Source organism: Methylobacterium variabile, from assembly GCF_001043975.1.
In the GTDB taxonomy this organism is placed as follows: domain Bacteria; phylum Pseudomonadota; class Alphaproteobacteria; order Rhizobiales; family Beijerinckiaceae; genus Methylobacterium; species Methylobacterium variabile.
Genome location: NZ_LABY01000071.1, coordinates 1 through 23,477, shown reverse-complemented (window position 1 = coordinate 23,477; position 23,477 = coordinate 1). Strand labels below are relative to the sequence as shown.

Genomic DNA, 23,477 nt, shown 5'->3' with positions numbered 1-23,477 from the left:
GCGGCCGAACAGGTAGCCCTGGGCCTCGTGGCAGGCCTCGGCGTCCAGGAAGGCGAGCTCGGCGCTGGTCTCGACCCCCTCGGCCAGGACCGGCAGGCCGAGGCCCCGCCCGAGGCCCAGGACGGTGCGCACGATCGTGGCGGCCTGCTCGCTCGTGTCGACCGAGCGGGTGAAGGAGGCGTCGATCTTGATCTTGTCGAACGGGAAGGCGCGCAGGTTCGACAGCGACGAGTAGCCGGTGCCGAAATCGTCCATCGCGATGCGCACCCCCAGCGCCTTGATCCGCCGCAGCGTCGCCAACGCCCGCGGCAGGTCGCGGATGAGGGCCGTCTCGGTGATCTCGAGCTCGAGGCGGGCCGGCGCGAGGCCGGTGGTGAACAGGATCTCGTGGACCAGCTCGGCGAAGCCGGGGGCGTGGAGCTGGACCGCCGAGACGTTGACGGCGATGCGCAGCTTCCTGTCCCAGGAGGCGGCCTCGCGGCAGGTCTCGCGCAGCACCCACTCGCCGATGCCCAGGATGCTGCCGGTCTCCTCGGCGATCGGGATGAAGCGGTTCGGGGGCACGGTCCCGCGCACCGGGTGCTGCCAGCGCAGGAGCGCCTCGAACCCGACCGCCTCGCCGCTGCCGATGCGGGTCTGGGGCTGGTAGACGACCCGCAGCTCGCCCCGCTCGGCGGCGTGGCGCAGGTCGTGCTCGAGGGAGCGCCGCTCCCGGATCTGGACGCCCATCCGGGCCTCGTAGAAGCGCAGCCGGCCGCGCCCCTCCTGCTTGGCCCGGTAGAGGGCGGTGTCGGCCTGGACCATCAGGATCTCGGCGTCCTCGCCGTCATGCGGGTAGAGCGCGATGCCGAGGCTCGCCGCCGCGATCGCCCCCGCCGGTCCGGTGTCGTCCTGCCGCAGGGCGGCGAGGATCGCCTCGCCGAGGGACTCGGCCGCCCCCGCGTCGAGACCCGGCGCCAGCACCGCGAACTCGTCGCCGCCGAGGCGGGCCAGCATCTGCCCGGGGCCGAGCACGCCGGTGATGGCGGCACAGACGGAGCGCAGCAGGGCGTCGCCGGCGGCATGGCCGAAGAGGTCGTTGACCTCCTTGAAGCGGTCGAGGTCGGCGCACAGCACCGCCAGGGGCCGGCCGGCGGCCTGGGCGAGGGCGATCTCCTGCGCCAGCCGGGCGTTGAAGCTGGCGCGGTTCGGCGCCCCCGTCAGGGCGTCGTGGTGGGCCAGGTAGGCGATGCGCGCCTCGGCGCGCTTGCGGGCCCGGAGATCCCGCACCGCCACCGCCGCGTGCGGACGGCCCGCGAAGTCGATGACGCGGCGGATCACCTCCACCGGCACGAGGCTGCCATCCGCCCGGCGCAGCTGCGCCTCTGGCGCCTCCGCGCCGTCGGCCAGGACCGTCTCCGCCGGCTCGCCGAGGATGCCCGACAGGGTCGCGCCGGTCAGCGCCTCGGCCGGGCAGCCGACGAGGTCGGCGAAGCTGTCGTTGACGGTGACGATGCGGTCGTCGTCGCACACGACCAGGCCCTCGGCGGCGGCGTTGGCGAGGCCCCGCATCCGGTCGCCCTCGACGGCCGAGCGGCGCTCGTCGCGCAGGTGCAGCCACAGGCCGGCAAAGGCCAGGACCAGGATCGTGATGCTGGCGAGCGCCACCGCCACGGCGAGGATCTCGGCCGGCACCGCGGTGCCGGACAGGGCCACGACCGGATCCGGCACGATGACGGCGGCGGCCATCGCCGTGAAATGCAGCCCGCAGATGCCCGCCACCATCAGGAGGGCGCCGGCAAGCTTCGCCCGGGGCGAGCCCTCGCGCAGGGCGGTGGCGAGCGCCAGGCTGCCGAGCCCCGCGCCGGCCGCGAGCGCCACCGCGACGAGGGTCCCGTTCCAGGCGACGCGTCCCGCGACCTCGAAGGCCGCCATGCCGGTGAAGTGCATCGCCCCGACGCCGAAGCCGATCTGCGCGCCGCCGAGCCAGGCGGCGCCCGGCAGGTCCGGCCGCAGGGCGATCCAGAACCCGGCCGCCGTCATGCCGGTCCCGATCATCAGGGACAGCCCGGTCAGGCCGAGGTCGTAGGCGCTGGCGGTCCCTGGCGCGAAGGCCAGCATGGCGATGAAGTGCGTCGCCCAGATCCCGGTCCCTCCGGCCAGGGCGGCGATCGCGAGCCACAGCCGTCGCGTCCGGCCGGCATTGCGGCGCGCGTGGTCGAGGAGCACGAGGCTGGTCGCGGCGGCGAGATTACAGACGACCGCCGCCAGGAGAACCAGTTTCATGTCGTGATTGCGAACGATGCAATCGTAGAGGGTCGTCACGGTTGTTCTCGCTGTGCCGGTTGGCCTGCACAGCGACGATGGGGGGAAATTCCCAACGAACCTTGTTAGTGCAGAGATGTCGGGTCCGGATCCAGCCCACGTGGTGAATGCTGCACTAACCGATCGCGCGAGCGACATCCTCGCCGGTCCGACCCCTTGGCCGGTGCCGGCTCCCACCCGATATCTGGCCCCGAGCGACGAACGGACCGAGCACGATGCAGAACGAGGAGCCGGGCGCCCCGGCACGGCCGACGCTGGACGAGGACACCATCGCCTTCGCGGGCCGGGTCTTCCAATACGCCCGCCTCGGCCATCGCGAGGAGCTGGGCGAGCTCCTGGGCATGGGCCTGCCGCCCAACCTGCGCAACGACAAGGGCGACACGCTGCTGATGCTCGCGGCCTATCACGGCCACGTCGAGACCGTGGGCGTGCTGCTGGCGCACGGGGCCGACCCGGAGGTCGCCAACGACCGGGGCCAGACCCCCCTGGCGGCGGCGGCGTTCAAGGGCGCGATGCCGGTGGTGGCGGCCCTCCTCGACGGCGGGGCCGCCGTCGACGGCGCCGGGCCCGACGGGCGCACCGCGCTGATGACGGCGGCGATGTTCAACCGCATCGAGATGGTGGAACTGCTGCTCGCCCGCGGCGCCGACCCCGGCCGCCGCGACGCGGCCGGCCACACCGCGGAGAGTGCGGCCCGCGCCATGAGCGCCCCGGATACCCCGGATCTCCTGGCCCGGGCGGCCGCGACGCCGAGCCGGAACGGCTAGACCGCCGGCGGCGCCTTCGGGGCCATGAGCCCGCGGCGGGCCTCGATGGCCTGCCAGGCCATGAGCGCCGGCACGCCCAGCACCACGTCCGGCACCCGCTTGACCAGGGAGAGGGCGAGCGCGGTGTGCGGATCGATGCCGAACAGGCTGCCCAGGAGCACGAAGCCGCCCTCCTGCACGCCGAGCCCGCTCGGGACCGGGAAGGCGGCGGACTTGATCGCCTGGCTGAGCGATTCGAGCACCACCGCCTCGGCGAGGGTCACGCCCTCGATGCCGATGCAGCGCAGGGCGATCCAGATCTCCAGGGCGCCGAGGAACCAGGCCGCGAGGTGGAGCAGGCACCCCTCCGTCAGGGGCAGCCAGCGCCGGCGGTCCCAGACCGCGTCGAGGGCAGCCTGCACGCCGCCGCCCGCCGGCGCCGTTCCGCCCTCCGCCGCGAAGCGCCGGGCGAGGGCGGACACACGGCGCTCGATCAGGCCGGCGCCGCCGTAGCGCTGCACGGCGAAGAACGCCGCCAGCACCACGCCGCTCAGGACCAGCCCCTTGGCGCACCAGGCCGCCAGCGTCGCGGCCTTCTCGCCCTCGAGCTGCGACAGCAGCAGCACGCCGGTGAGGGCGAACAGCGCCTCGGTGACGACCTGGAAGAACATGTCGACCAGGATGCCAGCGGCGCTCGCCGCGCCGGTGACGCCCCAGAAGGTGAGGAGGCGCGCGCCCAGCACCTCGCCGCCCACCGAGGCGACGGGCAGGAGCACGTTGACGCCCTCGCGCACGAAGCGCAGCAGCACGAAAGGGCCGGCGCTCACGCCGGTGAGCCCGGTGAGGATCCGGGCCCAGGCGATGCCGCAGAGCCCGATGATCAGCACCCGCACCAGCACCACGGCGACGATGCCGGCCAGGCCGACCCGCCCGAACGCGTCCGCCACCGCGCCGACGTCGTTGGAGGCAACGAGCCAGAGGGCCAGCGCCACGCCGATCGCGGCGCCGAGGAGCGGCACGCGCCGCAGCAGGCGGCGGCCGAGGCTGGGGCGCGGCTCCGTCCTGCGCGCCGCGGCGTCCGGTGCCATCACGGCTCGTCGGCCCGCGCGGGGAGCAGGGCCTGCAGCATCGCCTCGGGCGCGAGCCCGGGATCGAGCACCAGGAGGCGGCCGGCGCCAAGGGAGCCGGCGGTGGCAAGCGTCAGGCTGCGCTTCGGGCACAGGCCGAGGCAGCCGGTCTCGACCACCCGCACCTTGCGGCCGCGGTGATCGGCCTTGAGGGCGCGCTTCAGCCCGCCCCGGACCGCCTTGGCGCCGACCCCCTGCCGCTTGGCGCATTTGGCGCACACCATCACGATCTCGGCGAAGGGGGCGGTCGCCGCCTTGGCCGGCCCGCGTTTCGTCACCGGCGCCTTGCTCACCGCGTCCTGATCTCCCGTTCCGCCCTGAATTCAGGGCTGGAGGTAGCCTCCAGCCGAACGCGGCGCAACGCGGCATGACGTGGCGTTCCGGCGGTCGCGACCCGGTCCCGGCCGCGGCCTCCGTGCCCCGGCACGCCGTGCGAGCGCGGTGTCAGTTCTTGGCGACCAGCGGGCAGCCTCCCTGGTTCATCGGCTTGAAGGCCTGATCCCCGGGAATCGTCGCCAGCTTGTTGTAGAGGTCCCACGGCCCCTTCGACTCGGACGGCTTCTTGACCTCGAACAGGTACATGTCGTGGATCTTGCGGCCGTCGGCGCGGATCACGCCCTTGCCGAACAGCGGGTCGTCGGTCGGATTGGCCTTCATCCACTCCATCACGACCTTGGCGTCCTTCGACTTCGTCGCCGCGACCGCCTTCAGGTAGTGGAGCAGCCCGGCATAGACGCCGGCCTGGTTCATGGTCGGCATGTTGCCGTTCGCCCGCTTCGCGAAGCGCTCCGAGAACGCCCGGGTGCCGTCGGTCAGATCCCAGTAGAAGGACTCGGTCAGGACCAGCCCCTGCGCGGTTTCGAGGCCGAGCGCCTTGGCGTCGAGCACGTAGAACAGCAGGGCCGCGAGCTTCTGCCCGCCCTGGGTGATGCCGAACTCGTGCGCCTGCTTGACGGCGTTGATCGTGTCGCCGCCCGCGTTGGCGAGCCCGATGACCTTGGAGCCCGACCCCTGCGCCTGAAGCAGGAAGGACGAGAAGTCGTTGGCCGGGAACGGCACCTTGGCCGAGCCGAGGACCTTGCCGCCGTTCCGCGTCACCACGGCGGCGGTCTCGCTCTGGAGTGATTGCCCGAAGGCGTAATCCGCCGTCAGGAAGAACCAGGTGTCGCCGCCGCGCTTGACCATCGCGCTGCCCGTGCCGTTCGCCAGCGCGTAGGTGTCGTAGGTCCAGTGTATGGTGTTGGGCGAGCATTGCGACCCGGTCAGGTCGGTGCTGCCGGCACCCGAATCGATGAAGATCTTGTTCTTCTCGCGCGTGATCTGGCTCACGGCGAGTGCGACCGACGAGGTCGGCACGTCCAGGATCGCGTCGACGCCGTCCCGGTCGTACCATTGCCGCGCGACGCCGGCGCCGATATCCGGCTTGTTCTGGTGGTCGGCGGACAGGATCTCGACCTGAACGTCCTTGCTGATCGCGGCGAAGTCTTCCGCCGCGAGCTGCGCCGCGACGACCGAGCCTTTGCCGCCGATATCCGAGTAGACGCCCGACATGTCGTTCAGGACGCCGACCTTGACGCTGGTCTGAGCCGAGACGGGCGCCGCCGAGAGTGCGAGACACGCGGCGGACAGCAGCAACCACTTCATGCCCATCGATCGATCCCCCCGAGTTAGAGTTTGTTCTCGGCTCAGAAGGAGCGACCTGCACGGATTCGTCAAGCGCGACGATCCGCCGACCGGCGGATCGCCGATCGATCAGGCGACCGGGGCCGGCTCGCCCACGCGGATGCAACGGGCCGCGTGGCCCGCCCCCACCGCCACCCGGGGCGGCAGGCCGTCCTGGCAGGCCGGGACGACGAGGCCGCAGCGGGGCTCGAACGGGCAGCCGGGCGGCGGGTCGGCGAGATCCGGCGGCGCGCCCGGGATGGTGGCGAGCCGCACGCCCTTCGGCGAGTCGGGGGTGATGCGGGAGGCGAGCAGCCCCTGCGTGTAGGGGTGGGCCGGGGTGCCGATCACGTCGCCGCTCGACCCCACCTCGACGAGGTGACCGCCATACATCACCGCGACCCGGTCGGCGACCTGCACCGCGACGCCGACGTCGTGGGTGACGAAGATCACCGCGAGGCCGAGGTCGCGCTGCAGCTCGCGCAGGAGCAGCAGGATCTGGATCTGCACCGTGGCGTCGAGCGCCGTGGTCGGCTCGTCGGCGAGCAGCACCTTCGGCCGGCAGGCCAGCGCGAGCGCGATCATCGCGCGCTGGCGCATCCCGCCGGACAACTCGTGCGGGTAGGCGTCGAGGCGGCGGGCCGGCGAGGGGATGTGGACGCGCTCGAACAGCTCGAGCGCCCGGGCGCGGCCGGCGGCGCGGGAGACGCCCTCGTGGCGCACCACGGCTTCGGCGATCTGGTCGCCGATGCGGTAGACCGGGTCGAGGGCGAGGCCGGGATCCTGGAAGATCATCGCGACGGTGCCGCCGCGATAGGCCGAGAGCGCCCGGCGCTTCAGCCCGAGCACGTCCTGCCCGTCGACCCGCAGGTGGCCGCCGATGCGGGTGCGCGCTTCCGGCAGGAGCCGCATCAGGGCGCGCAGGGTCACGCTCTTGCCGGAGCCCGATTCGCCGAGGAGCGCCAGGGCCTCGCCGGCCCGGAGGCTGAAATCGACCCCGCCGACCGCCCGGACAGGTTTTCGGCCGCCGAGGAAGTCGACCGTGAGGTCGCGGACCTCGACCAGGGCGTCCGCGGTGCCGGCCGCGACGCCGGCATTTCGCACAGGTGCGTTCATGGATGCCTCACGCCGCCATGGGGACCGAAGGGGATTCTGGGTGCCCCGAACCCGGCACCGCCATGTGACAGGCCGCGAAGTGCGCGGGCGCCACCGGGTCGAGGCCGGGCTCGCGGGTGCGGCAGACCTCGGAGGCGAACTTGCAGCGGGTGTGGAAGCGGCAGCCCGGGGGCGGGTTGATCGGGTTCGGCGGGTCGCCGGTGAGCGGAGCCTCCTCGAGGCGCGCATCCGGGTCGGTGGAGGGCTGGGAGGCCAGGAGGGCCGCCGTGTAGGGGTGGCGCGGCGCAGTCAGGATGGCGTCGGCCGGGCCGATCTCGGCGACGCGGCCGAGATACATCACCATCACCCGGTCGGACATGAAGCGAACGACGTTGAGGTCGTGCGAGATGAAGATGTAGGTCAGGCCGAAGTCGCGCTTGAGGTCGGTGAGCAGGTTGAGCACCTGCGCCTCCACCGACTTGTCGAGGGCCGAGACCGCCTCGTCGAGGATCAGGAGCCGCGGCTCGAGGGCGAGGGCGCGAGCGATGTTGACCCGCTGGCGCTGGCCGCCGGAGACCTCGTGGGGGTAGCGCCCGCCGAAGCGCCGCGGCTCCAGGCCGACCCGGCGCAGCAGGTCGTGGGCGCGGGCGAGCGCCGCGGAGGCCGAGAGCCCGTGCGCCCGCGGGCCGAACGCCACCGATTCCTCGACCGTCAGCCGCGGGTTGAGCGAGGCGTAGGAATCCTGGAACACCATCTGCACCTGGCGGCGATAGGCCTTCAGGTCGAGGGCGCGGGAGCCGAGGAGCTCGCCGTCGAAGACGATGTCGCCACGGTCCTGCCGGTTGATCTGCATCAGCAGGCGGGCGGTCGTCGACTTGCCGCAACCCGACTCGCCGACGACGCCGAGGGTCTCGCCCTTCATCACCGTGAAGTCGACGCCATCGACGGCGCGCACCGCCGGGCCCTTGCCGAACAGGCCGCCCTTGCCGGCGAAGTGCTTCACCAGGCCCTCGACCGAGAGCAGCGGCTGCGCCGGGCCGCCGCGGTCGCGCGGGTCCAAGGGTGTGGAAGGAGCGAGTGCGGCGGGGGTGATCGGGGACGCGGTCACTGGCGCACCTCCATGGCCGAGCGCAGGCCGTCCGACAGAAGGTTGAAGGAGATCGAGGTCAGGAAGATCATCACGCCCGGCAGCGCCGCGACCAATGGGTTGACGTAGATCGCGGTGCGCAGGGTGTTGAGCATCAGGCCCCATTCCGGCTCCGGCGGCTTCACGCCGAGGCCCAGGAACGAGAGGCCGGAGGCCAGGATCATCGAGACCGAGATCAGGCTGGTGGCGTAGACGAAGACCGGGCCGAGCACGTTGCCGAGCACCTGCACCCGCACCACGGTGAACGGGTTGGCGCCCGAGACCCTGGCCGCCTCGACGTAGTCGCGGTTGCGGATCTGCACCGTGACGCTCTCGGCGACCCGTGTGATCTGGGGCACGAACACCACCGTCAGCGACACGATCGAGTTGAGGATGCCCGCGCCCAGCGCCCCCGAGAGCGCGATGGCCAGCAGCACCGACGGGAAGGCGAAGAACACGTCGACGACGCGCATGATGAGCGTGTTGACCCAGCCGCCGGCATAGCCCGCCAGGATGCCGAGCCCCGAGCCGATGAAGAACGCGATGACGACCGGCAGCACGCCCATGAACAGCGACAGGCGGCCGGCGTAGAGGAGCCTCGTCAGCATGTCGCGGCCGAGCTCGTCCGAGCCGAGCCAGTAGGTCGCGTCGCCGACGTGGCGCAGGCGCCGGACCATCGAGCCCTTGAACGGGTCCATCGGGGCGATCAGCGGCGCGAAGATCGCGGCGAGCACGATGCACAGGATCACGAAGGCCGCCCCCATCGCGACCGGGTCGCGGGCCAGCCGCCGCAGCACGCTGCCCCAGTAGCCGCGGGAGGCCACGGCCGGGATCTCGGGCGCCGCGACCGCGGCGACGGGATCGCCGGTGGCGAGGGACGCGGAGGACGGGGTCATGACCGTCATGGGATCAGGCCCTCTCGATGCGGGGGTCGAGGGCGGTCTGCACCACGTCGACCAGGAGGTTGAGGGTGACGAAGAACATCGCCAGCACCAGGATCGTGCCCTGGAGCAGCGGCAGGTCGCGCTGGAAGATCGCGGCGTTGAGCAGGAAGCCAGTGCCGGGCCAGGCGAAGACGGTCTCGATCAGGATCGAGCCGCCGAGCAGGTAGCCGAGCTGCAGCCCCATGATGGCGATGGCGGTGGGCGCCGCGTTCTTGACCACGTGGCGGAACACGCCGAACTCCGACAGGCCCTTGGCGCGCAGGGCCTGGACGAAGTCCTGGTGTAGGATGTCGCCGACGAGGGCCCGGACGGTGCGGGAGATCACCCCCATCGGGATCACCGACATGGTGATGGCCGGGAGCAGGAGGTAGCGCAGGTGCTCGAGGTCCGGAAACCAGTTGCCCGAGCCCTGCGGCCCCGCACCCGTCGGCGGCAGCCAGCCCAGGGTGGCCGAGAACACGATCACCATCACGATGCCGAGCCAGTAATGCGGCACGCTGACCCCGAACACCGCGATGGCCGAGGCGACCCGGTCGAGCCAGGAATCGCGGGCGTAGCCGGCGACGAAGCCGAAGAAGGTGCCGAAGGTGAAGCCGATCAGCGTCGCGACCGAGGCCAGGATCAGGCTGTTGCCGACGGCGCGGCCGACCTCCGCCAGGACCGGGCGGCCGGTGGCGATCGAGGTGCCGAGATCGCCCTGCAGCACCTTCCACAGCCACAGGCCGTACTGGACCGGCAGCGGCTTGTCGAAGCCGTAGGCCGCGCGCATCTGCGCCTGCATCTCGGCGGTGGCGTCCACCGGCAGGATCGCGCTCAAGGGATCGCCCGGCGCGAGGTGGACGAGGAGGAAGCACACCAGGCTCACGCCCAGGGCGACCGGGGCGGCGTAGCCGATGCGCTTGAGGATGAAGAGGATCATGGGCGGCGCCGGTTGTCGGGGGCGTGGTCCGCCCGGCTCCGGGCCGGGCGGGATCGCGATGTCACGAAGGCCGCTCGACGGACTTTCCACCCTCCTCGTCATCCCGGGCTCCGCTTCGCGGCCCCGGAATGACCCTGTGGGTGTCAGGTCCGTCGTGCGACACGGACGGATTCAGGCGCTCACTTCGCCATCGTGATCGGCGAGAAGTCCTGGAACCAGCTCTGGGCCTGGACGAAGCCCTGCACCTTCTTGCTCATCGCCCGCGGGTTGACGTCGTGGGTGACCATCAGGAACAGCGCGTCGTCCACGAACTTCTCGTGGATCTTCTGCAGCACGGCCACCTGATCCTTCGGCTCGAAGGTCGTGCGGACCTCATCGAACAGCTTGTCCATCGCCGGATCGCAGTAATAGCCCCAGTTGGTGCCGTTCGGCGGCGCCAGGTTGCACTGCGCGTGGCGGATGAAGGCGGTGAACGGGTCCTGGATCAGGTAGGAGTAGTTCATCGCGGTGCCGCCGCGGGCGCTGTCGGACTTGGAGCCGGCGCGCCAGATGTTGATCAGCGTGTTCCACTCCACGACCTCGTAGTCGACCTTGATGCCGACCTCGGCGAGGTTCTGCTGCAGGAACTCGTTCATCGGCAGCGGCTGCATCTGGCCGGAGCCGGAGGCCGAGATCAGCACCTTGGTGGTGAGCGGCTTGTTCGGGCCGTAGCCCGCCTCCTTGAGGAGCTTCTTGGCCCCTTCCGGATCGTAGCCGAGCTTGAAGCTCGGCTTGCCGAACCACGGGTGACCGGGGGTGAGGAAGCCCTCAGCCGGGGTGGCGAGGCCGCCGAGGAACTCCTTCAGGCCCTCGCGGTCGATGGCGAGGTTCGCGGCCTTGCGCACCCGGACGTCGTTCCACGGCGAGCCCTCGGCCCGCGACAGGTGCCAGGTCCAGTTATGCGGGTAGAGGTTGGTGACGAGGGCGAAGCCCGCGGCCTTCAGCGAGGCCACCGCGTCCGGCGCCGGGGCCTCGATCCAGTCGACCTGGCCCGAGCGCAGGGCCGCGACCCGGGCATTGGCCTCGGGCAGCGGGACCAGGACCATCTTGTCGAGCTTCGGCACCCGCGCCTTGTCCCAGTACTCCTTGTTCGGCACCAACTCCAGGCGCTCGCGCGGCACGAAGCTGGTGACCTTCCACGGCCCGGTGCCGGAGGGCGCCTTGGCGACCGCGTCCCAGCTCTTGCCCTGCTTCTCCCAGTTGGCGGGAGACGACATCAGGATCCAGGCGAGCTGGTAGGGGAAGGTGGCGTCCGGGTTCTTGGTGACGATCTCCAGCGTCAGCGGATCGACGGCCTTGTAGCTCGCTACCGCCGGGATGCGGGTGCGCCCCTGTGCCGACTGGCGCGGATCGAATTGCGGGCTGTCCGACTTCAGCAGCTTGTCGAGGTTCCACACCACCGCGTTGGCGTCGAAGGCCGAGCCGTCGTGGAAGGTGACGCCGGGCCGTAGGCTGAAGATCCAGCGGGTCTTGTCGGCGGGATCAACCTTCCACGCGGTCGCGAGGCCGGGCGTCAGGTCGGAGGCCTTGTCGGCCCGGCTGAGGTCCCAGTTGATGAGGGCGTCGTACACCGTGTAGCCGGTGAAGCGCATGCCCTCGCCGCCGTTGTCCGCCTGACCGGTGGTCAGCGGGATGTCGGAGGCGGTCATGCCGATGCGCAGCACGCCCTGGGCGCTCGCAGGCCCCGTCAGCGCGAGGGCGAGGGCGAGCCCGGACAGGGTTCGCCCGAGCGCATTCCGGCGCAGGGGCAGGCGGGTGGGCAACGGCATCGGTGGTATCCCCTTCGGTGATCGACGGGGAGGAGGCTGCAAGAGCCCTGCCAACTGGTCCGCGCTCGTCGAGGCGGTGCCGGGCGGGAGCTATTGCCTATTTTTTGTGCTGCCTCGTTTGCGGGCGAACATTCCACGCCTGATCTGGTTTCAGTGGAGGCAGGCCTCGGCCCTCGCCGCGTCGATCTGCCGGTCGGCGACGAAGTGGGCGAGGCCGTGCACCAGGGCCCAGGCCCGCAACGCCTCCCGCTCGGTCGTGGCGGCCGGCTCGCGCTCCGCCACCACGGCCCGCAGCGCGTCGAACGCCGCGGTCGCGGCCTCGGCGAGGTCCGGATGGGCCGCGCTCTCGAGCATGCCGCCGAACATCAGCCGGAAGGTCGCCCGGTCCTTCTCGGCGAAGCGCAGGTAGGCTCGGCCGAGGGCGGTCAGGCGCTCGGCCGGCGCGGCTTGCTCCCGGGCCGCGTCGAGGGCCCGACGCAGCTCGCGGAAGCCCTCGACCGCCACGGCGGCGAGCAGCGCCTCGCGGCTGGCGAAGTGGCGATAGGGAGCGTTGTGCGAGACGCCGGCGAGGCGTGCCGCCTCTCGCGAGGTCACGGCCTCGACGCCGCTGGCGCGCAGCAGCTCCCGCGCCGCCGCGATCAGGCTGCGCCGCAGGTCGCCGTGGTGGTACGAGCCACTACTCAATGTTGACAATGCCCACATGTCCCATATGTTGCGGCTGTCAACATACCGCCGCCCGTACCCGCCGCAAGCCGCGCGGGCCGCCATGATCGCGGAGCGTGTCCGAGATGACCCTGCAACCGCTGCTCCAGGCCTCGCCGGTGGTCCAGGTCCATGCTGCGGCCGCCATCGCCGCCCTGGTGCTCGGGGCGCTTAAGTTCGGCCTGCGGCGGGGCGGGGCCCGCCACCGGATCGCAGGCCGGATCTGGGTCGGGCTGATGGCGCTCGTGGCACTCAGCTCGTTCGGCATCTCGGGGCTGCGCCAGATCGGGCCGTTCAGCTGGATCCACGGCCTGTCGGTATTCACCCTCGGCGCCCTGGTGCTGGCGGTGGTCTGCGCCCGGCAGCGGCGCATCGCGGCCCATCGCTGGGCGATGATCGGCCTCTATCTCGGGGCGCTCGTCATCACCGGCCTGTTCACCCTTTTACCCGGCCGGATCATGGGGCACGTGGTGCTCGGGTGAGCGGTCACGGCAGCGCCCGGGCCAGCAGCGCGTCCGTCACGGCCCCGACCCCGCTCGCCCCGAACATCGCCCGCTCGCGGGCAAGGCGCGTCGCCGCGTAGGCCTCGGCGAGGGCCGGCGGCGCCGACGTCGCCAGCGCAGCGGCGGCGGCGAGCGTCGCGAGGCGCCCCGTGGCGAAGCGGGCCCGGGCCTCGGCGTCGGGCGCGCGCAGGGAGGCGGCGATGTCGGCGGCGGCCTCGCGCACCCCGGGCAGCCCGTCCGCCTCCTCGGCGAGATCCGCCACGAGGCCGGCGGCCTCCTCCGGCGCGCGGGTCGCGGCGCGCAGCACGTCGAGGGCCATCACGGTCCCGGAGCCCTCCCAGATCGCGTTGACCGGCGCCTCGCGGTAGAGCCGGGGCAGGGGGCTCTCCTCGACGTAGCCGTTGCCGCCGACCGCCTCCATGGCCTCGTAGACGAAGCCGGCGGCCGCCTTGCACACCGCGTACTTCACCGCCGGGGTGAGCAGGCGGGTGCGCGCCGCCTCGCCGCGGTCGAAGGCCGCCGCCAGCCGCAGGGACAAGGCCGTCTGCGCCTCGCTCTCGAGGGCGAGGTCGGCGAGCACCCGGCGCATCGCCGGCTGGTCGACGAGGGGCTTTTGGAACGCGTGGCGGTGGCGGGCGTGGTGGAGCGCCAGCACCAGGGCCATGCGGCACAAGCCCGCCGAGGCGACCGCGCAGTCGAGCCGGGTGAGCTGCACCATCGCCAGGATGGTGGGGACGCCCCGGCCCTCCTCGCCGATGCGCCAGCCGAACGCACCCGCGAACTCGACCTCGGCCGAGGCGTTCGAGCGGTTGCCGAGCTTGTCCTTGAGGCGCTGCAGGTGGAGGGCGTTCGCCGTCCCGTCGGGCCGGTGGCGCGGCACCAGGAGGCAGGTCAGGCCGCCCGGTGCCTGCGCCAGCACCAGGAACGCGTCGGACATCGGGGCCGAGAAGAACCACTTGTGGCCGGTGAGCCCGTAGGTGTCGCCACCCGTGGGCACGGCGCGGGTGGTGTTGGCGCGCAGATCGGTGCCGCCCTGCTTCTCGGTCATCCCCATGCCGAGGGTGACGCCGGCCTTCTCGAACCAGGGCCGGAAGGACGGGTCGTAGCTCCGGCCGGTGATCCGCGGCAGCCAGGCGGCAAGGTGGTCCGGCGCGGCGGCGAGCGCTGCGACCGCGGCGCTCGTCATGGTCATCGGGCAGAGGTGCCCGCTCTCGACGCCGGCCACCATGTAGAACCGCGCCGCCCGGGCGAGGTGGCCGCGGGCCCGGGGGGCGCGCAGATCCGCCCCGTCCCAGACCGAGGCGTGCAGGCCGTCGGCGACGCTCGCCGCCATCAGGGCGTGGTAGGCCGGGTGGAATTCGACCCGGTCGGCCCGGTGCCCGCGCGCGTCGTGGGTGCGCAGGACCGGAGGATGTGCGTTGGCGAGACGGCCGAGGTCGAGCCGCCCGGCCTCGCCCCAGCGCGCCCCGAAGGCGGCGAGCCCTGCCGCGTCGACCTCGCCGAAGGCGGCGAGCGCCCCGCGCAAGGGGATGTCGGCCGCGAACAGGTTCGCGTCGCCGAAGGGCGGGCTCTGGTTGAGAACGTCGTGGGTGTCCCCCGTCATCGCGCCAGGGTGCGCCGGCGCCGCGCGATCCGCAACGGCCTGGCGCACGAGGCGCCCGCCGGCTCACCTTTCGGCGATGATGACGCCCCGGGGGCGAGCGCTGCTACGATGCGGCGCGGGGAGGCCGGGGGAGGTCCGCGGTGACACAGCGCATCGTCGTGGTGGGCGGCGGCTTCGCCGGTTTGTGGGGCGCCCTCTCGGCGGCGCGGACCCGGGCCGCCCTCGGTCTCGAGGACGACGTCGACATCACCCTCATCGCGCCGGGCCGGGCCCACGTCGTGCGGGTGCGCTGCTATGAGGCCGACCTCGCGCCCCTGACGGTGCCGTTCGACGACGTCCTCGGGCCCGCCGGGGTCGATCACGCCGAGGGCTTGGCGACGGCGATCGACGTCGCCGGCCGACGGGTGACGCTGCGGCCCGGGCCCGGCGCCGGAGATGCCGTCGCCCTCGGCTACGATCGCCTGATCCTGGCCGCCGGCAGCGCGCTCCGGCGCCCGGACGTGCCGGGCGTCGACGCGGCCTTCGACGTCGACACGCTCGCGGGGGCCCAGCGCCTGGCCGGCCACCTCGACGCCCTGGGGAGCGGCGCGGTCGGGCGCGGCGAGGCGGGGCGCTGGACCGCCCTGGTGATCGGGGGCGGCCTCGTCGGCATCGAGATCGCCTGCGAGCTGCCGGCCCGCCTCGCCGCCGCCCGCGACCGGGCGGGCGACGCGGCGCCGGTCCGCACGATCCTGATCGACCGGGCGCCGCGCATCGGTGCCGCGATGGGGGCCGGCGAGCCGGCCGTCCGCCAGGCGCTCGCGGCGGCGGAGATCACGTGCCTGGGCGGCATCGACGTCGCAGCGATCGACGCCGCCGGGGTGACCCTCGACGACGGCACCCGGATCCCGGCCCTCACGGTCGTCTGCGCCACCGGCCAGCAGGCGAGCCCGCTCGCCGGGCAGATCGGGGCGCCGCGCGACGCCCTCGGCCGGCTGCCGGTCGATCCGGTCCTGCGGGTGGTCGGCGTGCCGGACGTCTACGCGGCCGGCGACATCGCCGTGGCGGCGGCCGACGCCGACGGCCACGGCACGGTGATGTCGTGCCAGCACGCACGGCCGATGGGGCGCTTCGCCGGCCACAACGCCGTCTGCGACCTCGCCGGGCGCCCCGACGACCGCCTCGCCTTCCTGGCGCCGGACTACGTCACGGTCCTGGATCTCGGCGCCTGGGGGGCGGCCTACACGGCGGGCTGGGAGCGGCAGATGCTGATCTCCGCCGGCGCCCCCGCCAAGGCCATCAAGCGCGCCATCAACGGCAGCCGCATCTACCCGCCCCTCGACCGGGACGCCGCGGCGATCCTGGCCGCCGCCGCGCCGGTCGTCCAGGCCCGGCCGGCCGCGCGGACCTGAGGGCTCAGCGCCGGCCGGGATCGACCCCGCGGTCCATCGCGAGGGGCGGGCGGGCCGCCGGCGGCATCAGCAGCCGGTCGCGGCTCAGGCCCTTGTGGACGTGGACCATCAGGGCGATGCCGAAGAGCGGCGTGAGGAGGTTCACGATCGGCACCAGCATCAGCCCGGCCAGCAGGGCGCCGGCCAGCATCACGGTGGCGGTGTGGTGGCGCCGCATGGCGCCGGCCTCGCTCAAGGGCCGGAACCGGGCGGCGGCGAGCTCGAAGTACTCCCGTCCCAGCAGGTAGGTGTTGGCGAGGAAGAACGCCGCGACGTTGATGCCGGGCACGAGCAGCAGCGCCAGGGCCGCGAGGTTGACGGCGAGCGCGAGAGCCGCGAAGCGCAGGGCGTAGAGCATCGCCTGGCCGAGCGGCATGGCCCGGCCCGGCACCTCGTCGGGGAAGTCGGTGCGCTCGACGATCTCGGCGGCGTCGTCGAGGAAGTAGCCCGCCACCAGGATCGAGACCGGCGGCAGGATGTAGGCGAGGCCGACGAACAGCCCGGCCCCGGCCAGGAACGACGCCACCGCGTTGACCATCGCGTAGTCGGTCGAGATCGGGTGGGCGGCGAGGAGGGCCGCGATGCCCTTCGTGAGGCCGAACCACACAAGGGCGAGCAGCCCGACCGTGAGGCCGAGGGATTTCCACAGGATCTGGCGGAGCGGAGGGGAGAAGACCTGCCGCAGGGCCGCGAAGGCGGCGTTGATCAGCATCGGGACCTCGGAGGGTGGACGCGCCGTCGGTCACTTGATGCGAAACGGCGCCGCCGTCCAGGGGCGAACCGTGCCGCACCTCGCGGGTTGAGGCTGCATCGACCGTCGCGTCCGCTTGAGGAGGTTCGTCAGATGGACATCGCCGTTGAGAAGGTCTGTGAGTTCATCCTGCGGGCCAGGGCCCTCGACGTGAAGGAGGGTCTGAGTGACCCGGATTCCGGCTCGAACCCGATCGACGACGGCGCCCGCGACGTGCTGGTCGACGGCACCGACGATGCGACCGAGGAGGAGCTGCGCGAGATGATCGCCGGCCTCAACGACGACGAGCGCGCCGAGCTGGTGGCGATCCTGTTCGTCGGCCGCGGCGACATGGAGCCGGAGGAATTTCCCGATGCGGTGCGCCTCGCCCGCGAGCGCGAGGCCGCCGGCACCCGCACCGCCGACTACCTGCTCGGCATCCCGAATGTCGGCGACCTGCTCGACGAGGGGCTGGCGGCGCTGGGCTTGAGCTGCGACGTGTGAGCATTCGCTCGATCAGCCCTGATGGTTTGGCACCGCCGGGTCATTCCGGGCTCCGCTCCCGCGGCCCGGGAATGACCCGGTGAGTGAGAGCCTGTTTGATTGGAGCCCATACATTTGACACCCTGCATGTCATTCCGGGGCCGCGCAGCGGCCCCGGAATGACGAAGAGGGCATCAACACTGTCCAGCACGTCAAACAGGGTTTGAAACACCTGTCGGAGGGTACCCCGACATCGTGTCGACCATTCAGGCTGCGGGGAGGGGCAAGCACCCCAGCTGCTACTCCGCCGCCATCGCCTGATGCACCACCGGCACCGCCGGCGCGCCCTCCCAGCGGGAATTGGCCGGGATCGTCTCGCCCTTCATCACAATGGTGAGCGGGCGCAGCTGGGCGTAATCCCCCACCTTGGTGTCGTACAGCACCGTGGCGAAGGCCCCGACGGTGACGCCGCGGCCGACCTCGACCCGGCCGACCTTCATCACCCGGTCCTCGTAGAGGTGGGTCTGCAGCGCCGACATGCGATTGACCGAGGCGAAGTCGCCGATGGTGACGCAGTCGAACTCGGTGATGTCGGTGGCGAGCAGGCAGACGCCCTCGCCGGTGCGGGTGCCGAACAAGCGCAGCACCCAGGGCAGGAACGGCGTGCCCATCAGGTGCTCGAGCAGCACCTTGCCGGCCAGCCCCCAGTACATCACCGCCACGGCCTCGGTCCGCATCGCCCACCACGACCACATCGGGTGCATGCCGGGCTCGTAGCGGCCCATCAGGAGCCACTTGACGGCGATCACCACCAGGGTCTGCAGCACCGCGATCACCACGCTGGTGACCACGAAGCTGACCGCCACGCCGGCCCAGTCGCCGGCCAGGATCGCCGGGTAGAACACGAAGTCGATCGTCAGGATCGCGAAGGTGATGAAGAGCATCGGCGAGAACGAGGAGGTGAACGCCTCGAACACGCCGCGGCCGATCCGCGGCCAGATCCCCGGCTCGAAGGTCTTGTTCTGGCCGAGATCAACCCGCTGGCGGGTCGGCAGCTTGATCGGCGGGGAGCCGAACCAGGTCTCTCCCGGCGCCATGCGGTCGTTGGCGGGCGGCTTCGACTTGATGCCGATCAGCACGTCGTCCGGGATGACCGCGCCTGGCGGCACCACCGCGTCGTTGCCGACGAAGACCCGGGCACCGGTGCGGACCGGGCTCAGCTCCATCACGCCCCGGCGCACCTCCTCCTCGCCGTACACCACCTCGTCGGCGATGAAGTTGCGCGCGCCGACCTCGGCGAGATCGTAGCGGCCGGCGAGGTTGGTGGAGATCTCGGCGCCCTGGCCCATCCCGGCGCCCATCAGCCGGTACCAGGCCCGCATGTAGACCGTGGCGAAGAGCGACGAGAGGGTCTCGAGCATCACCTCGGCGGCGAGCGCCACCGCCCATTTGCGCAGGTAGGTGCCGCTGTGGACCGAGTAGCTGCCCGCCCGCAGGCGCGGCAGCACCAGCCAGCGGATGCCGGCGATCAGCCCGACCGTGGCCGCGGTCATCAGCATCGCCGTCGGCCAGGTCAGGAGCGGCAGGTAGACGTGGTAGTCGACGTCGGTGAACGCGGCCAGGGAGTCGCTGATCTGGTCGAAGATGTAGAAGGCCGGGAAGATCGGCAGCAGGCCGATGGCCGGGATCGCCGCCAGCAGCACGGCGTAGAAAAGGAAGAACACCGCCCGGCGCTGGGGCGACGCCTCCGGTGCCGGGTGCAGGGTCGAGAGGTCGACCATGCCGACCTTGCGGCCGGGCGAGCCGTCCCAGGCTTCCGCCCGGCCCACCACCGTGCCGGAGGGCACCGTCGTCAGGTCGGCGAGCTCGGCATGGTCCTCGATCCGGGTGTCGTAGCCGACGACGCACGAGGTGCCGATCGCGACGTCGTCGCCGATCGAGACCCGGCCGATGACGAGCTCGTTGCCGACCACCTCGGCGTTGGCGAGGGTCAGGCGCCCGCCGAGCGAGGCGCCGCGGCCGATGCTGACGAGGTCCGGCGCGCCGATCTCGATGTCGGAGATCAGCGCGTCCTCGCCGACCTTGGCGCCGAGCAGCCGCAGGTAGATGCGGATCATCGGCGAGCCCTGGAGCCACTTGACGTGGACGAGGGGCGTCAGGCGCTGGGTCAGCCACCAGCGGAAATAGTAGGTGCCCCAGAGCGGGTAGCGGCCGGGCCGGGTGCGCCCGAGCACCAGCCACTTCGCCGCGATGGCGATCAGCGCGGTCGCGGCGTTGAGCCCGATATAGACGAGCAGCAGCAGCGCCATCTCGGAGAAGAAGCCGAGGTCGCCGCCGGTGATGAGCAGGTAGGTGACGAAGATGCCGAGCCACTGCGCGGTCGCCAGCGCGATCACGAAGGGCAGCACGACGGCCTGGGCGAGGCCGCACAGGAAGCGCCGCCTCAGCGGCGGCGGCTCGAACGACAGGTCGTGGGTCGCGGCCGCCGCGCCGGCCCCGCCGGTGCGGGCGATCAGGGTCTCGGCCATCGCCCGCAGGCTGCGGCCGTTGTAGACGTCCTGCAGGGTGATCGAGGCCAGGGCCGGCACCTCGCGCACCGCCGAGACGAAGCGCGCGGCGAGCAGCGAGTGGCCGCCGAGATCGGTGAAGAAGTCCGCCTCGAACGGGATCGGCTGGTTGCCGAACACGCGCTGGGCCGCCGCGAGGAGCGCCGCCTCGGTCTCGTCCTGCGCCTCCTCCTGCTCGCCCGAGGTCTCGACCACGGCGAGCGGTGCGGCGCGCAGGGCCTTGCGGTCGACCTTGCCGGAGGCGGCGAGCACCGGCAGGCCCTCCACCACCTCGAAATGCGCCGGGATCATGTAGGGCGGCATCGTCTCGGCCAGCGCCGCGCGCAACGCCCCCCGGTCGAACGCGGCGCCCCGCTCCGGCACCACGAAGGCGACGAGGCGGTCGACGCCGTCGTCCTGGCGCAGGACCACCGCGGCCTGCGCGATCCCTTCTTGCGCGCGGATGCGCGCCTCGATCTCGCCGAGCTCGACCCGGAAGCCACGGATCTTCACCTGGTCGTCGATGCGGCCGTGGAAGACGATGCGGCCGGCGTGATCCAGCGAGACCGCGTCGCCGGAGCGGTAGAGCACCGGGTCCGCGCCGTCGCCGCCGTAGGGGTTGGCGATGAACTTCTCCGCCGTCAGTTCCGGCCGGGCGAGGTAGCCCTTGGCGACGCCGGGCCCGCCGATCAGCAGCTCGCCCTGCACGCCGGGACCGACGAGGTTCAGGGCCTCGTCGGCGATGTAGGCGGTGTAGTTGGCGATCGGCCCGCCGATGGTCACGGGGTCGCCCGGCCGCATCTCGGCGGCGGTCGCCACCACGGTAGCCTCGGTCGGCCCGTAGGTGTTGAACAGCTTTCGCGCCGGCGTCGCCCAGCGGGCGATCAGCGGCTCGGGCAGGGCCTCGCCGCCGAGCAGGATCAGGCGCAGGCGCGGCACGTCCCGGGTCATCAGCCCGAGGAGCGTCGGCACGGTGTCGAGCACCGTGATGCCGGCCTCGATCAGGATGTCGGGCAGGGCCTCGGCGTCGCCCATCTGGGCCGGGCTCGCCACGAACAGCGTCGCGCCGGCGAGGTACGGAACCCAGATCTCCTCCATCGAGAGGTCGAAGGCGACCGAGGCCCCCTGGAACACCACGTCGTCCCCGGTGATGCCGTAGAGGGCGTTGGCCGCGCGCAGGAAGTGGCAGATGTTGCGGTGGCTGATGACGATGCCCTTCGGCACGCCGGTCGAGCCCGAGGTGTAGATCAGGTAGGCCGGGTGCTCGGGGGTGAGCCCGGCCGCGCGCAGGTCCGGAGCCGGGCCGCTCGCGCCGCCGGCGGCCTCGTCCGGGGTGAGGGCTGGGCAGGCCTCCGCAGGCGCCTTGTCCCTCAGGGCGGCGGAGACGATCAGCGCCTTGGCGGAGGCGTCCCGGAGGCAGACCTCGACCCGGTCGGACGGCGCCTCGGCGTCGAAGGGCAGCCAGGCCGCGCCGGCCTTGGTGATGCCGATCTGCGTCACCAGCAGGTCGGGCGAGCGCGCCATCCACAGGCCCACCACGTCGCCGGGCCCGATGCCCCGCGCCGCGAGGCCGGACGCGATCGCGTCCGAGCGCCGGTCGACCTCGGCATAGGACAGGCGGGTGCGGGACGCGGCGTCGGAGCCGCTCGCCGCGTCGATGAGGGCCGTGCGGTCGGGCCGATCCTGGGCGGTCGCGCGAAAGATCTCGGCCAGCACCTCGTCGCGGATGAGGTCGGGCCGCGCGGGGCCGCGCAGCACGGCCGCTCCGGCGGGCGGGACGGACGGCTCGCGGCTCCCGTGGCTGGGCAGGCGGCCGGTCCCGGCTGTGTGGTTCATCGAGCGACTCCGCGGGCCCGGGCGGGCCCTTGACCTGAGGCGCCGGCCCGGCCCCGGCGTGATCCGGGGTGGGCGGCTTCTTGCGCAGCTTCTCTCCCGCTGGCGGGCCGGCGGGAGGTGGACGAGAACCGGGGCCGGTTCAAGGCAGGGTCGGGACCAAGATCATGGCACCCGGCGCGGCGGCCGGGCCGCGAGCGGAACCCGCCGTGGCAGGCCGGGTTCCCGAGGGTCAGACCCAGCGCCGCCCGCCTGACTCGAGCAGAAGGATTCGCCCCTGCAGGATCTCCAGGTGGGGCGCCTCCTCGGTGCTCGCGGCGCCGAGCGTCACCATGACGGCGCGGGCGACGCCGCCATGAGCCACGATGACGGTCGGGCCGTCGAGGGCATCGAGAAGGGGCCGCACCCGCTCGGCCACCATGGCGTAGCTCTCCGCACCGTCGCCCGGCGGGCAGTAGCGCCAGCGGTCGCGGTCGCGGGCCTGGGACCCGGCCGGATCGCTGCGCCGGACCTCCTTCCAGGTCATGCCCTCCCAGGCCCCGAAGCCGATCTCCTTCAGGCGCGGATCGGTGGCGTAGCCGTCGGGGTCGAGGCCGAGCGTCGCCCGCAAGCCCTCCATGGTGCGGCGGGTGCGCTCCATCGGGCTCGCCAGGTAGGGCAGGCCGGCCGCCGCCTCGCCGAGCAGCGCCCGCAGGCGCTCCCCGGCCTCCGCAGCCTGGGCCACGCCTTTGCGGTTGAGGGCCGTGTCGCGCTGTCCCTGCAGGCGCCCCTCGGCGTTCCAGTCGGTCTCGCCGTGGCGCACGAAGTAGATCGGTGCCCGGGTCACCGGCGGTCCCTCTCGGAACGGCCCCGCTTCGCTGTCGTTATCCGTTGCACGCCCTGCCCCCGCCCGAGCCCCCGTCTCCCGATGTCGAAGAAGAACCAGAAAGACAAGCCGGTTTCGCTCCCCAGCCATCCGCGGCCGTCCTCGGCCGCCTGGGCGAGCGATGCCGGCCTGCTCGCCGAGGCAAGCCCGGCCTTCCTTGCGGAGCACGGTGCGACGGTGCCGGTTCCGCCCCCGGGCGTGATCCAGTTCCGGCCGGAGAAGCCCTGCCGGCTCGCCGAGATCGATCCGGACGCGCCGGGCTCGTCAGACGGCAAGGCGGAGGCGGAGACGGCGCTCCTCGCCGAGCGGGCCCGCATCCAGTCCCTGCAGGAGCGGCTCTACGCCGAGCGCCAGCGCAGCCTGCTGGTGGTGCTGCAGGCGATCGACACCGGCGGCAAGGACGGCACGATCCGCCACGTCTTCGAGGGCGTGAACCCGCAGGGATGCCAGGTCTCGTCGTTCAAGACCCCGAGCGCCGAGGAGCTCGACCGCGACTTCCTCTGGCGCTACCACCAGCGGGTGCCCGCCCGCGGCATGATCGGGGTGTTCAACCGCAGCCACTACGAGGACGTGCTGATCGTCCGGGTCAAGGGGCTGGTGCCGGAGGCGGTGTGGCGGCCCCGCTACGACCTGATCAACGACTTCGAGCGCCTGCTGACCCTCTCGGGCACCACGGTGCTGAAGATCTTCCTCCACATCTCGAAGGCGGAGCAGAAGGAGCGGCTGGAGAGCCGGCTCGCCGACCCGACCAAGAACTGGAAGTTCGACCCCGCCGACCTCGTCGAGCGGCAGTCCTGGGACGCCTACCAGGCGGCGTTCCAGGACGCGCTGACCCTGTGCGGCACGAGGCTGGCTCCCTGGCACGTGGTGCCGGCGAACCGGAAGTGGTTTCGCAACCTCGCGGTCGCCCGCCTGATCGCCGACACTCTCGAGGCGATGGACCCGCGCTTCCCGGAGCCGAAGGCGGACCTGACGGGGATCACGGTGCCGGATTGACGCGCCGATCGATTCTCGAACCTGCTCGACTGAAATCAAACCCGCCGGGTCATCC

19 protein-coding genes are annotated in these 23,477 nt (G+C 72.4%); 5 read left to right on the top strand and 14 right to left on the bottom strand.

The window, feature by feature from the left end; genetic code table 11:
• On the bottom strand, nucleotides 1-2,265 hold a 2,265-nt coding region (locus tag VQ02_RS11655; protein WP_048444362.1), incomplete at its 3' end, for a bifunctional diguanylate cyclase/phosphodiesterase.
• Between the two features lie 254 nt (nucleotides 2,266-2,519).
• Here VQ02_RS11655 and VQ02_RS11650 point away from each other — a divergent pair.
• Complete coding sequence (locus tag VQ02_RS11650) at nucleotides 2,520-3,071, top strand: ankyrin repeat domain-containing protein (RefSeq protein WP_048444357.1); 552 nt, start codon at nucleotides 2,520-2,522, stop codon at nucleotides 3,069-3,071.
• Here VQ02_RS11650 and VQ02_RS11645 read toward each other — a convergent pair.
• The 9 genes from VQ02_RS11645 to VQ02_RS11605 all read right to left on the bottom strand — a co-directional run bounded on the left by VQ02_RS11645 (nucleotide 3,068) and on the right by VQ02_RS11605 (nucleotide 12,415).
• Complete coding sequence (locus VQ02_RS11645) at nucleotides 3,068-4,138, bottom strand: lysylphosphatidylglycerol synthase domain-containing protein (protein WP_048444356.1); 1,071 nt, start codon at nucleotides 4,136-4,138, stop codon at nucleotides 3,068-3,070. The genes VQ02_RS11650 and VQ02_RS11645 overlap by 4 nt on opposite strands.
• Complete coding sequence (locus tag VQ02_RS11640) at nucleotides 4,138-4,470, bottom strand: (2Fe-2S) ferredoxin domain-containing protein (protein WP_048444355.1); 333 nt, start codon at nucleotides 4,468-4,470, stop codon at nucleotides 4,138-4,140. Before VQ02_RS11640 ends, VQ02_RS11645 begins: the two co-directional genes overlap by 1 nt.
• Nucleotides 4,471-4,621: 151 nt before the next feature.
• The gene (locus VQ02_RS11635; protein ID WP_048444354.1) at nucleotides 4,622-5,827 is read right to left on the bottom strand and encodes an ABC transporter substrate-binding protein; all 1,206 of its coding nucleotides are present in this window, start codon (nucleotides 5,825-5,827) and stop codon (nucleotides 4,622-4,624) included.
• A 102-nt stretch (nucleotides 5,828-5,929) separates the two neighbouring features.
• Nucleotides 5,930-6,955, bottom strand: a complete 1,026-nt coding sequence (locus VQ02_RS11630) for an ABC transporter ATP-binding protein (protein ID WP_048444353.1) — start codon at nucleotides 6,953-6,955, stop codon at nucleotides 5,930-5,932.
• Nucleotides 6,956-6,962: 7 nt separating this feature from the next.
• Nucleotides 6,963-8,042, bottom strand: coding sequence for an ABC transporter ATP-binding protein (locus VQ02_RS11625; protein WP_245239701.1), 1,080 nt, complete (start codon nucleotides 8,040-8,042; stop codon nucleotides 6,963-6,965).
• Entirely contained in the window at nucleotides 8,039-8,965 is a 927-nt protein-coding gene (locus VQ02_RS11620) for an ABC transporter permease (RefSeq protein WP_425339896.1), read from the bottom strand. The genes VQ02_RS11625 and VQ02_RS11620 overlap by 4 nt, the downstream gene beginning before the upstream one ends.
• Nucleotides 8,966-8,969: 4 nt before the next feature.
• Nucleotides 8,970-9,923, bottom strand: a complete 954-nt coding sequence (locus VQ02_RS11615; protein ID WP_048444352.1) for an ABC transporter permease — start codon at nucleotides 9,921-9,923, stop codon at nucleotides 8,970-8,972.
• Between the two features lie 179 nt (nucleotides 9,924-10,102).
• Nucleotides 10,103-11,731, bottom strand: a complete 1,629-nt coding sequence (locus VQ02_RS11610) for an ABC transporter substrate-binding protein (protein ID WP_048444351.1) — start codon at nucleotides 11,729-11,731, stop codon at nucleotides 10,103-10,105.
• Between the two features lie 150 nt (nucleotides 11,732-11,881).
• Nucleotides 11,882-12,415 (bottom strand): TetR/AcrR family transcriptional regulator, encoded by a 534-nt coding sequence (locus VQ02_RS11605; RefSeq protein ID WP_167350724.1) that lies wholly within the window; start codon nucleotides 12,413-12,415, stop codon nucleotides 11,882-11,884.
• A 104-nt stretch (nucleotides 12,416-12,519) separates the two neighbouring features.
• Between VQ02_RS11605 and VQ02_RS11600 the strand changes: the two genes are divergently transcribed.
• Nucleotides 12,520-12,915: a DUF2306 domain-containing protein gene (locus tag VQ02_RS11600; RefSeq protein ID WP_048444359.1), complete on the top strand. Its 396-nt coding sequence runs from the start codon at nucleotides 12,520-12,522 to the stop codon at nucleotides 12,913-12,915.
• Nucleotides 12,916-12,919: 4 nt separating this feature from the next.
• On the opposite strand, the gene VQ02_RS11595 is transcribed toward VQ02_RS11600, so the two are convergent.
• Nucleotides 12,920-14,539, bottom strand: coding sequence for an acyl-CoA dehydrogenase family protein (locus VQ02_RS11595; RefSeq protein WP_048444349.1), 1,620 nt, complete (start codon nucleotides 14,537-14,539; stop codon nucleotides 12,920-12,922).
• A 140-nt stretch (nucleotides 14,540-14,679) separates the two neighbouring features.
• On the opposite strand from VQ02_RS11595, the gene VQ02_RS11590 reads away from it, so the two are divergent.
• Nucleotides 14,680-15,930 (top strand): NAD(P)/FAD-dependent oxidoreductase, encoded by a 1,251-nt coding sequence (locus tag VQ02_RS11590; protein WP_048444348.1) that lies wholly within the window; start codon nucleotides 14,680-14,682, stop codon nucleotides 15,928-15,930.
• 4 nt (nucleotides 15,931-15,934) lie between these two features.
• Here the strand turns inward: VQ02_RS11590 and VQ02_RS11585 are convergent, their stop codons facing one another.
• Nucleotides 15,935-16,681, bottom strand: coding sequence for a sulfate transporter family protein (locus tag VQ02_RS11585; RefSeq protein ID WP_048444347.1), 747 nt, complete (start codon nucleotides 16,679-16,681; stop codon nucleotides 15,935-15,937).
• A 132-nt stretch (nucleotides 16,682-16,813) separates the two neighbouring features.
• Here VQ02_RS11585 and VQ02_RS11580 point away from each other — a divergent pair, with 132 nt between their 5' ends.
• Entirely contained in the window at nucleotides 16,814-17,203 is a 390-nt protein-coding gene (locus VQ02_RS11580; RefSeq protein ID WP_048444346.1) for a DUF3775 domain-containing protein, read from the top strand.
• Between the two features lie 278 nt (nucleotides 17,204-17,481).
• Here VQ02_RS11580 and VQ02_RS11575 read toward each other — a convergent pair whose 3' ends face one another.
• Both VQ02_RS11575 and VQ02_RS11570 read right to left on the bottom strand, forming a co-directional pair.
• The gene (locus VQ02_RS11575; protein WP_083469164.1) at nucleotides 17,482-21,564 is read right to left on the bottom strand and encodes a Pls/PosA family non-ribosomal peptide synthetase; all 4,083 of its coding nucleotides are present in this window, start codon (nucleotides 21,562-21,564) and stop codon (nucleotides 17,482-17,484) included.
• Nucleotides 21,565-21,793: 229 nt separating this feature from the next.
• Nucleotides 21,794-22,387: a histidine phosphatase family protein gene (locus VQ02_RS11570; RefSeq protein ID WP_048444345.1), complete on the bottom strand. Its 594-nt coding sequence runs from the start codon at nucleotides 22,385-22,387 to the stop codon at nucleotides 21,794-21,796.
• An 81-nt stretch (nucleotides 22,388-22,468) separates the two neighbouring features.
• Between VQ02_RS11570 and VQ02_RS11565 the strand changes: the two genes are divergently transcribed.
• Nucleotides 22,469-23,422 carry a polyphosphate kinase 2 family protein gene (locus VQ02_RS11565; RefSeq protein ID WP_048444344.1) on the top strand — a complete coding sequence of 318 codons (954 nt, stop codon included), beginning with the start codon at nucleotides 22,469-22,471 and terminating at the stop codon, nucleotides 23,420-23,422.
• Nucleotides 23,423-23,477: the final 55 nt, after the last annotated feature.

What these genes read in the sequence shown, in the direction of transcription:
- VQ02_RS11610 (WP_048444351.1), bottom strand. Translation starts at nt 11,731, where the DNA reads ATGCCGTTGCCCACCCGCCTGCCCCTGCGCCGGAATGCGCTCGGGCGA.
- VQ02_RS11635 (WP_048444354.1), bottom strand. Translation starts at nt 5,827, where the DNA reads ATGGGCATGAAGTGGTTGCTGCTGTCCGCCGCGTGTCTCGCACTCTCG.
- VQ02_RS11650 (WP_048444357.1), top strand. Translation starts at nt 2,520, where the DNA reads ATGCAGAACGAGGAGCCGGGCGCCCCGGCACGGCCGACGCTGGACGAG.
- VQ02_RS11615 (WP_048444352.1), bottom strand. Translation starts at nt 9,923, where the DNA reads ATGATCCTCTTCATCCTCAAGCGCATCGGCTACGCCGCCCCGGTCGCC.
- VQ02_RS11645 (WP_048444356.1), bottom strand. Translation starts at nt 4,138, where the DNA reads ATGGCACCGGACGCCGCGGCGCGCAGGACGGAGCCGCGCCCCAGCCTC.
- VQ02_RS11575 (WP_083469164.1), bottom strand. Translation starts at nt 21,564, where the DNA reads ATGAACCACACAGCCGGGACCGGCCGCCTGCCCAGCCACGGGAGCCGC.
- VQ02_RS11565 (WP_048444344.1), top strand. Translation starts at nt 22,469, where the DNA reads ATGTCGAAGAAGAACCAGAAAGACAAGCCGGTTTCGCTCCCCAGCCAT.
- VQ02_RS11620 (WP_425339896.1), bottom strand. Translation starts at nt 8,965, where the DNA reads ATGACGGTCATGACCCCGTCCTCCGCGTCCCTCGCCACCGGCGATCCC.
- VQ02_RS11600 (WP_048444359.1), top strand. Translation starts at nt 12,520, where the DNA reads ATGACCCTGCAACCGCTGCTCCAGGCCTCGCCGGTGGTCCAGGTCCAT.
- VQ02_RS11630 (WP_048444353.1), bottom strand. Translation starts at nt 6,955, where the DNA reads ATGAACGCACCTGTGCGAAATGCCGGCGTCGCGGCCGGCACCGCGGAC.
- VQ02_RS11595 (WP_048444349.1), bottom strand. Translation starts at nt 14,539, where the DNA reads ATGACGGGGGACACCCACGACGTTCTCAACCAGAGCCCGCCCTTCGGC.
- VQ02_RS11580 (WP_048444346.1), top strand. Translation starts at nt 16,814, where the DNA reads ATGGACATCGCCGTTGAGAAGGTCTGTGAGTTCATCCTGCGGGCCAGG.
- VQ02_RS11585 (WP_048444347.1), bottom strand. Translation starts at nt 16,681, where the DNA reads ATGCTGATCAACGCCGCCTTCGCGGCCCTGCGGCAGGTCTTCTCCCCT.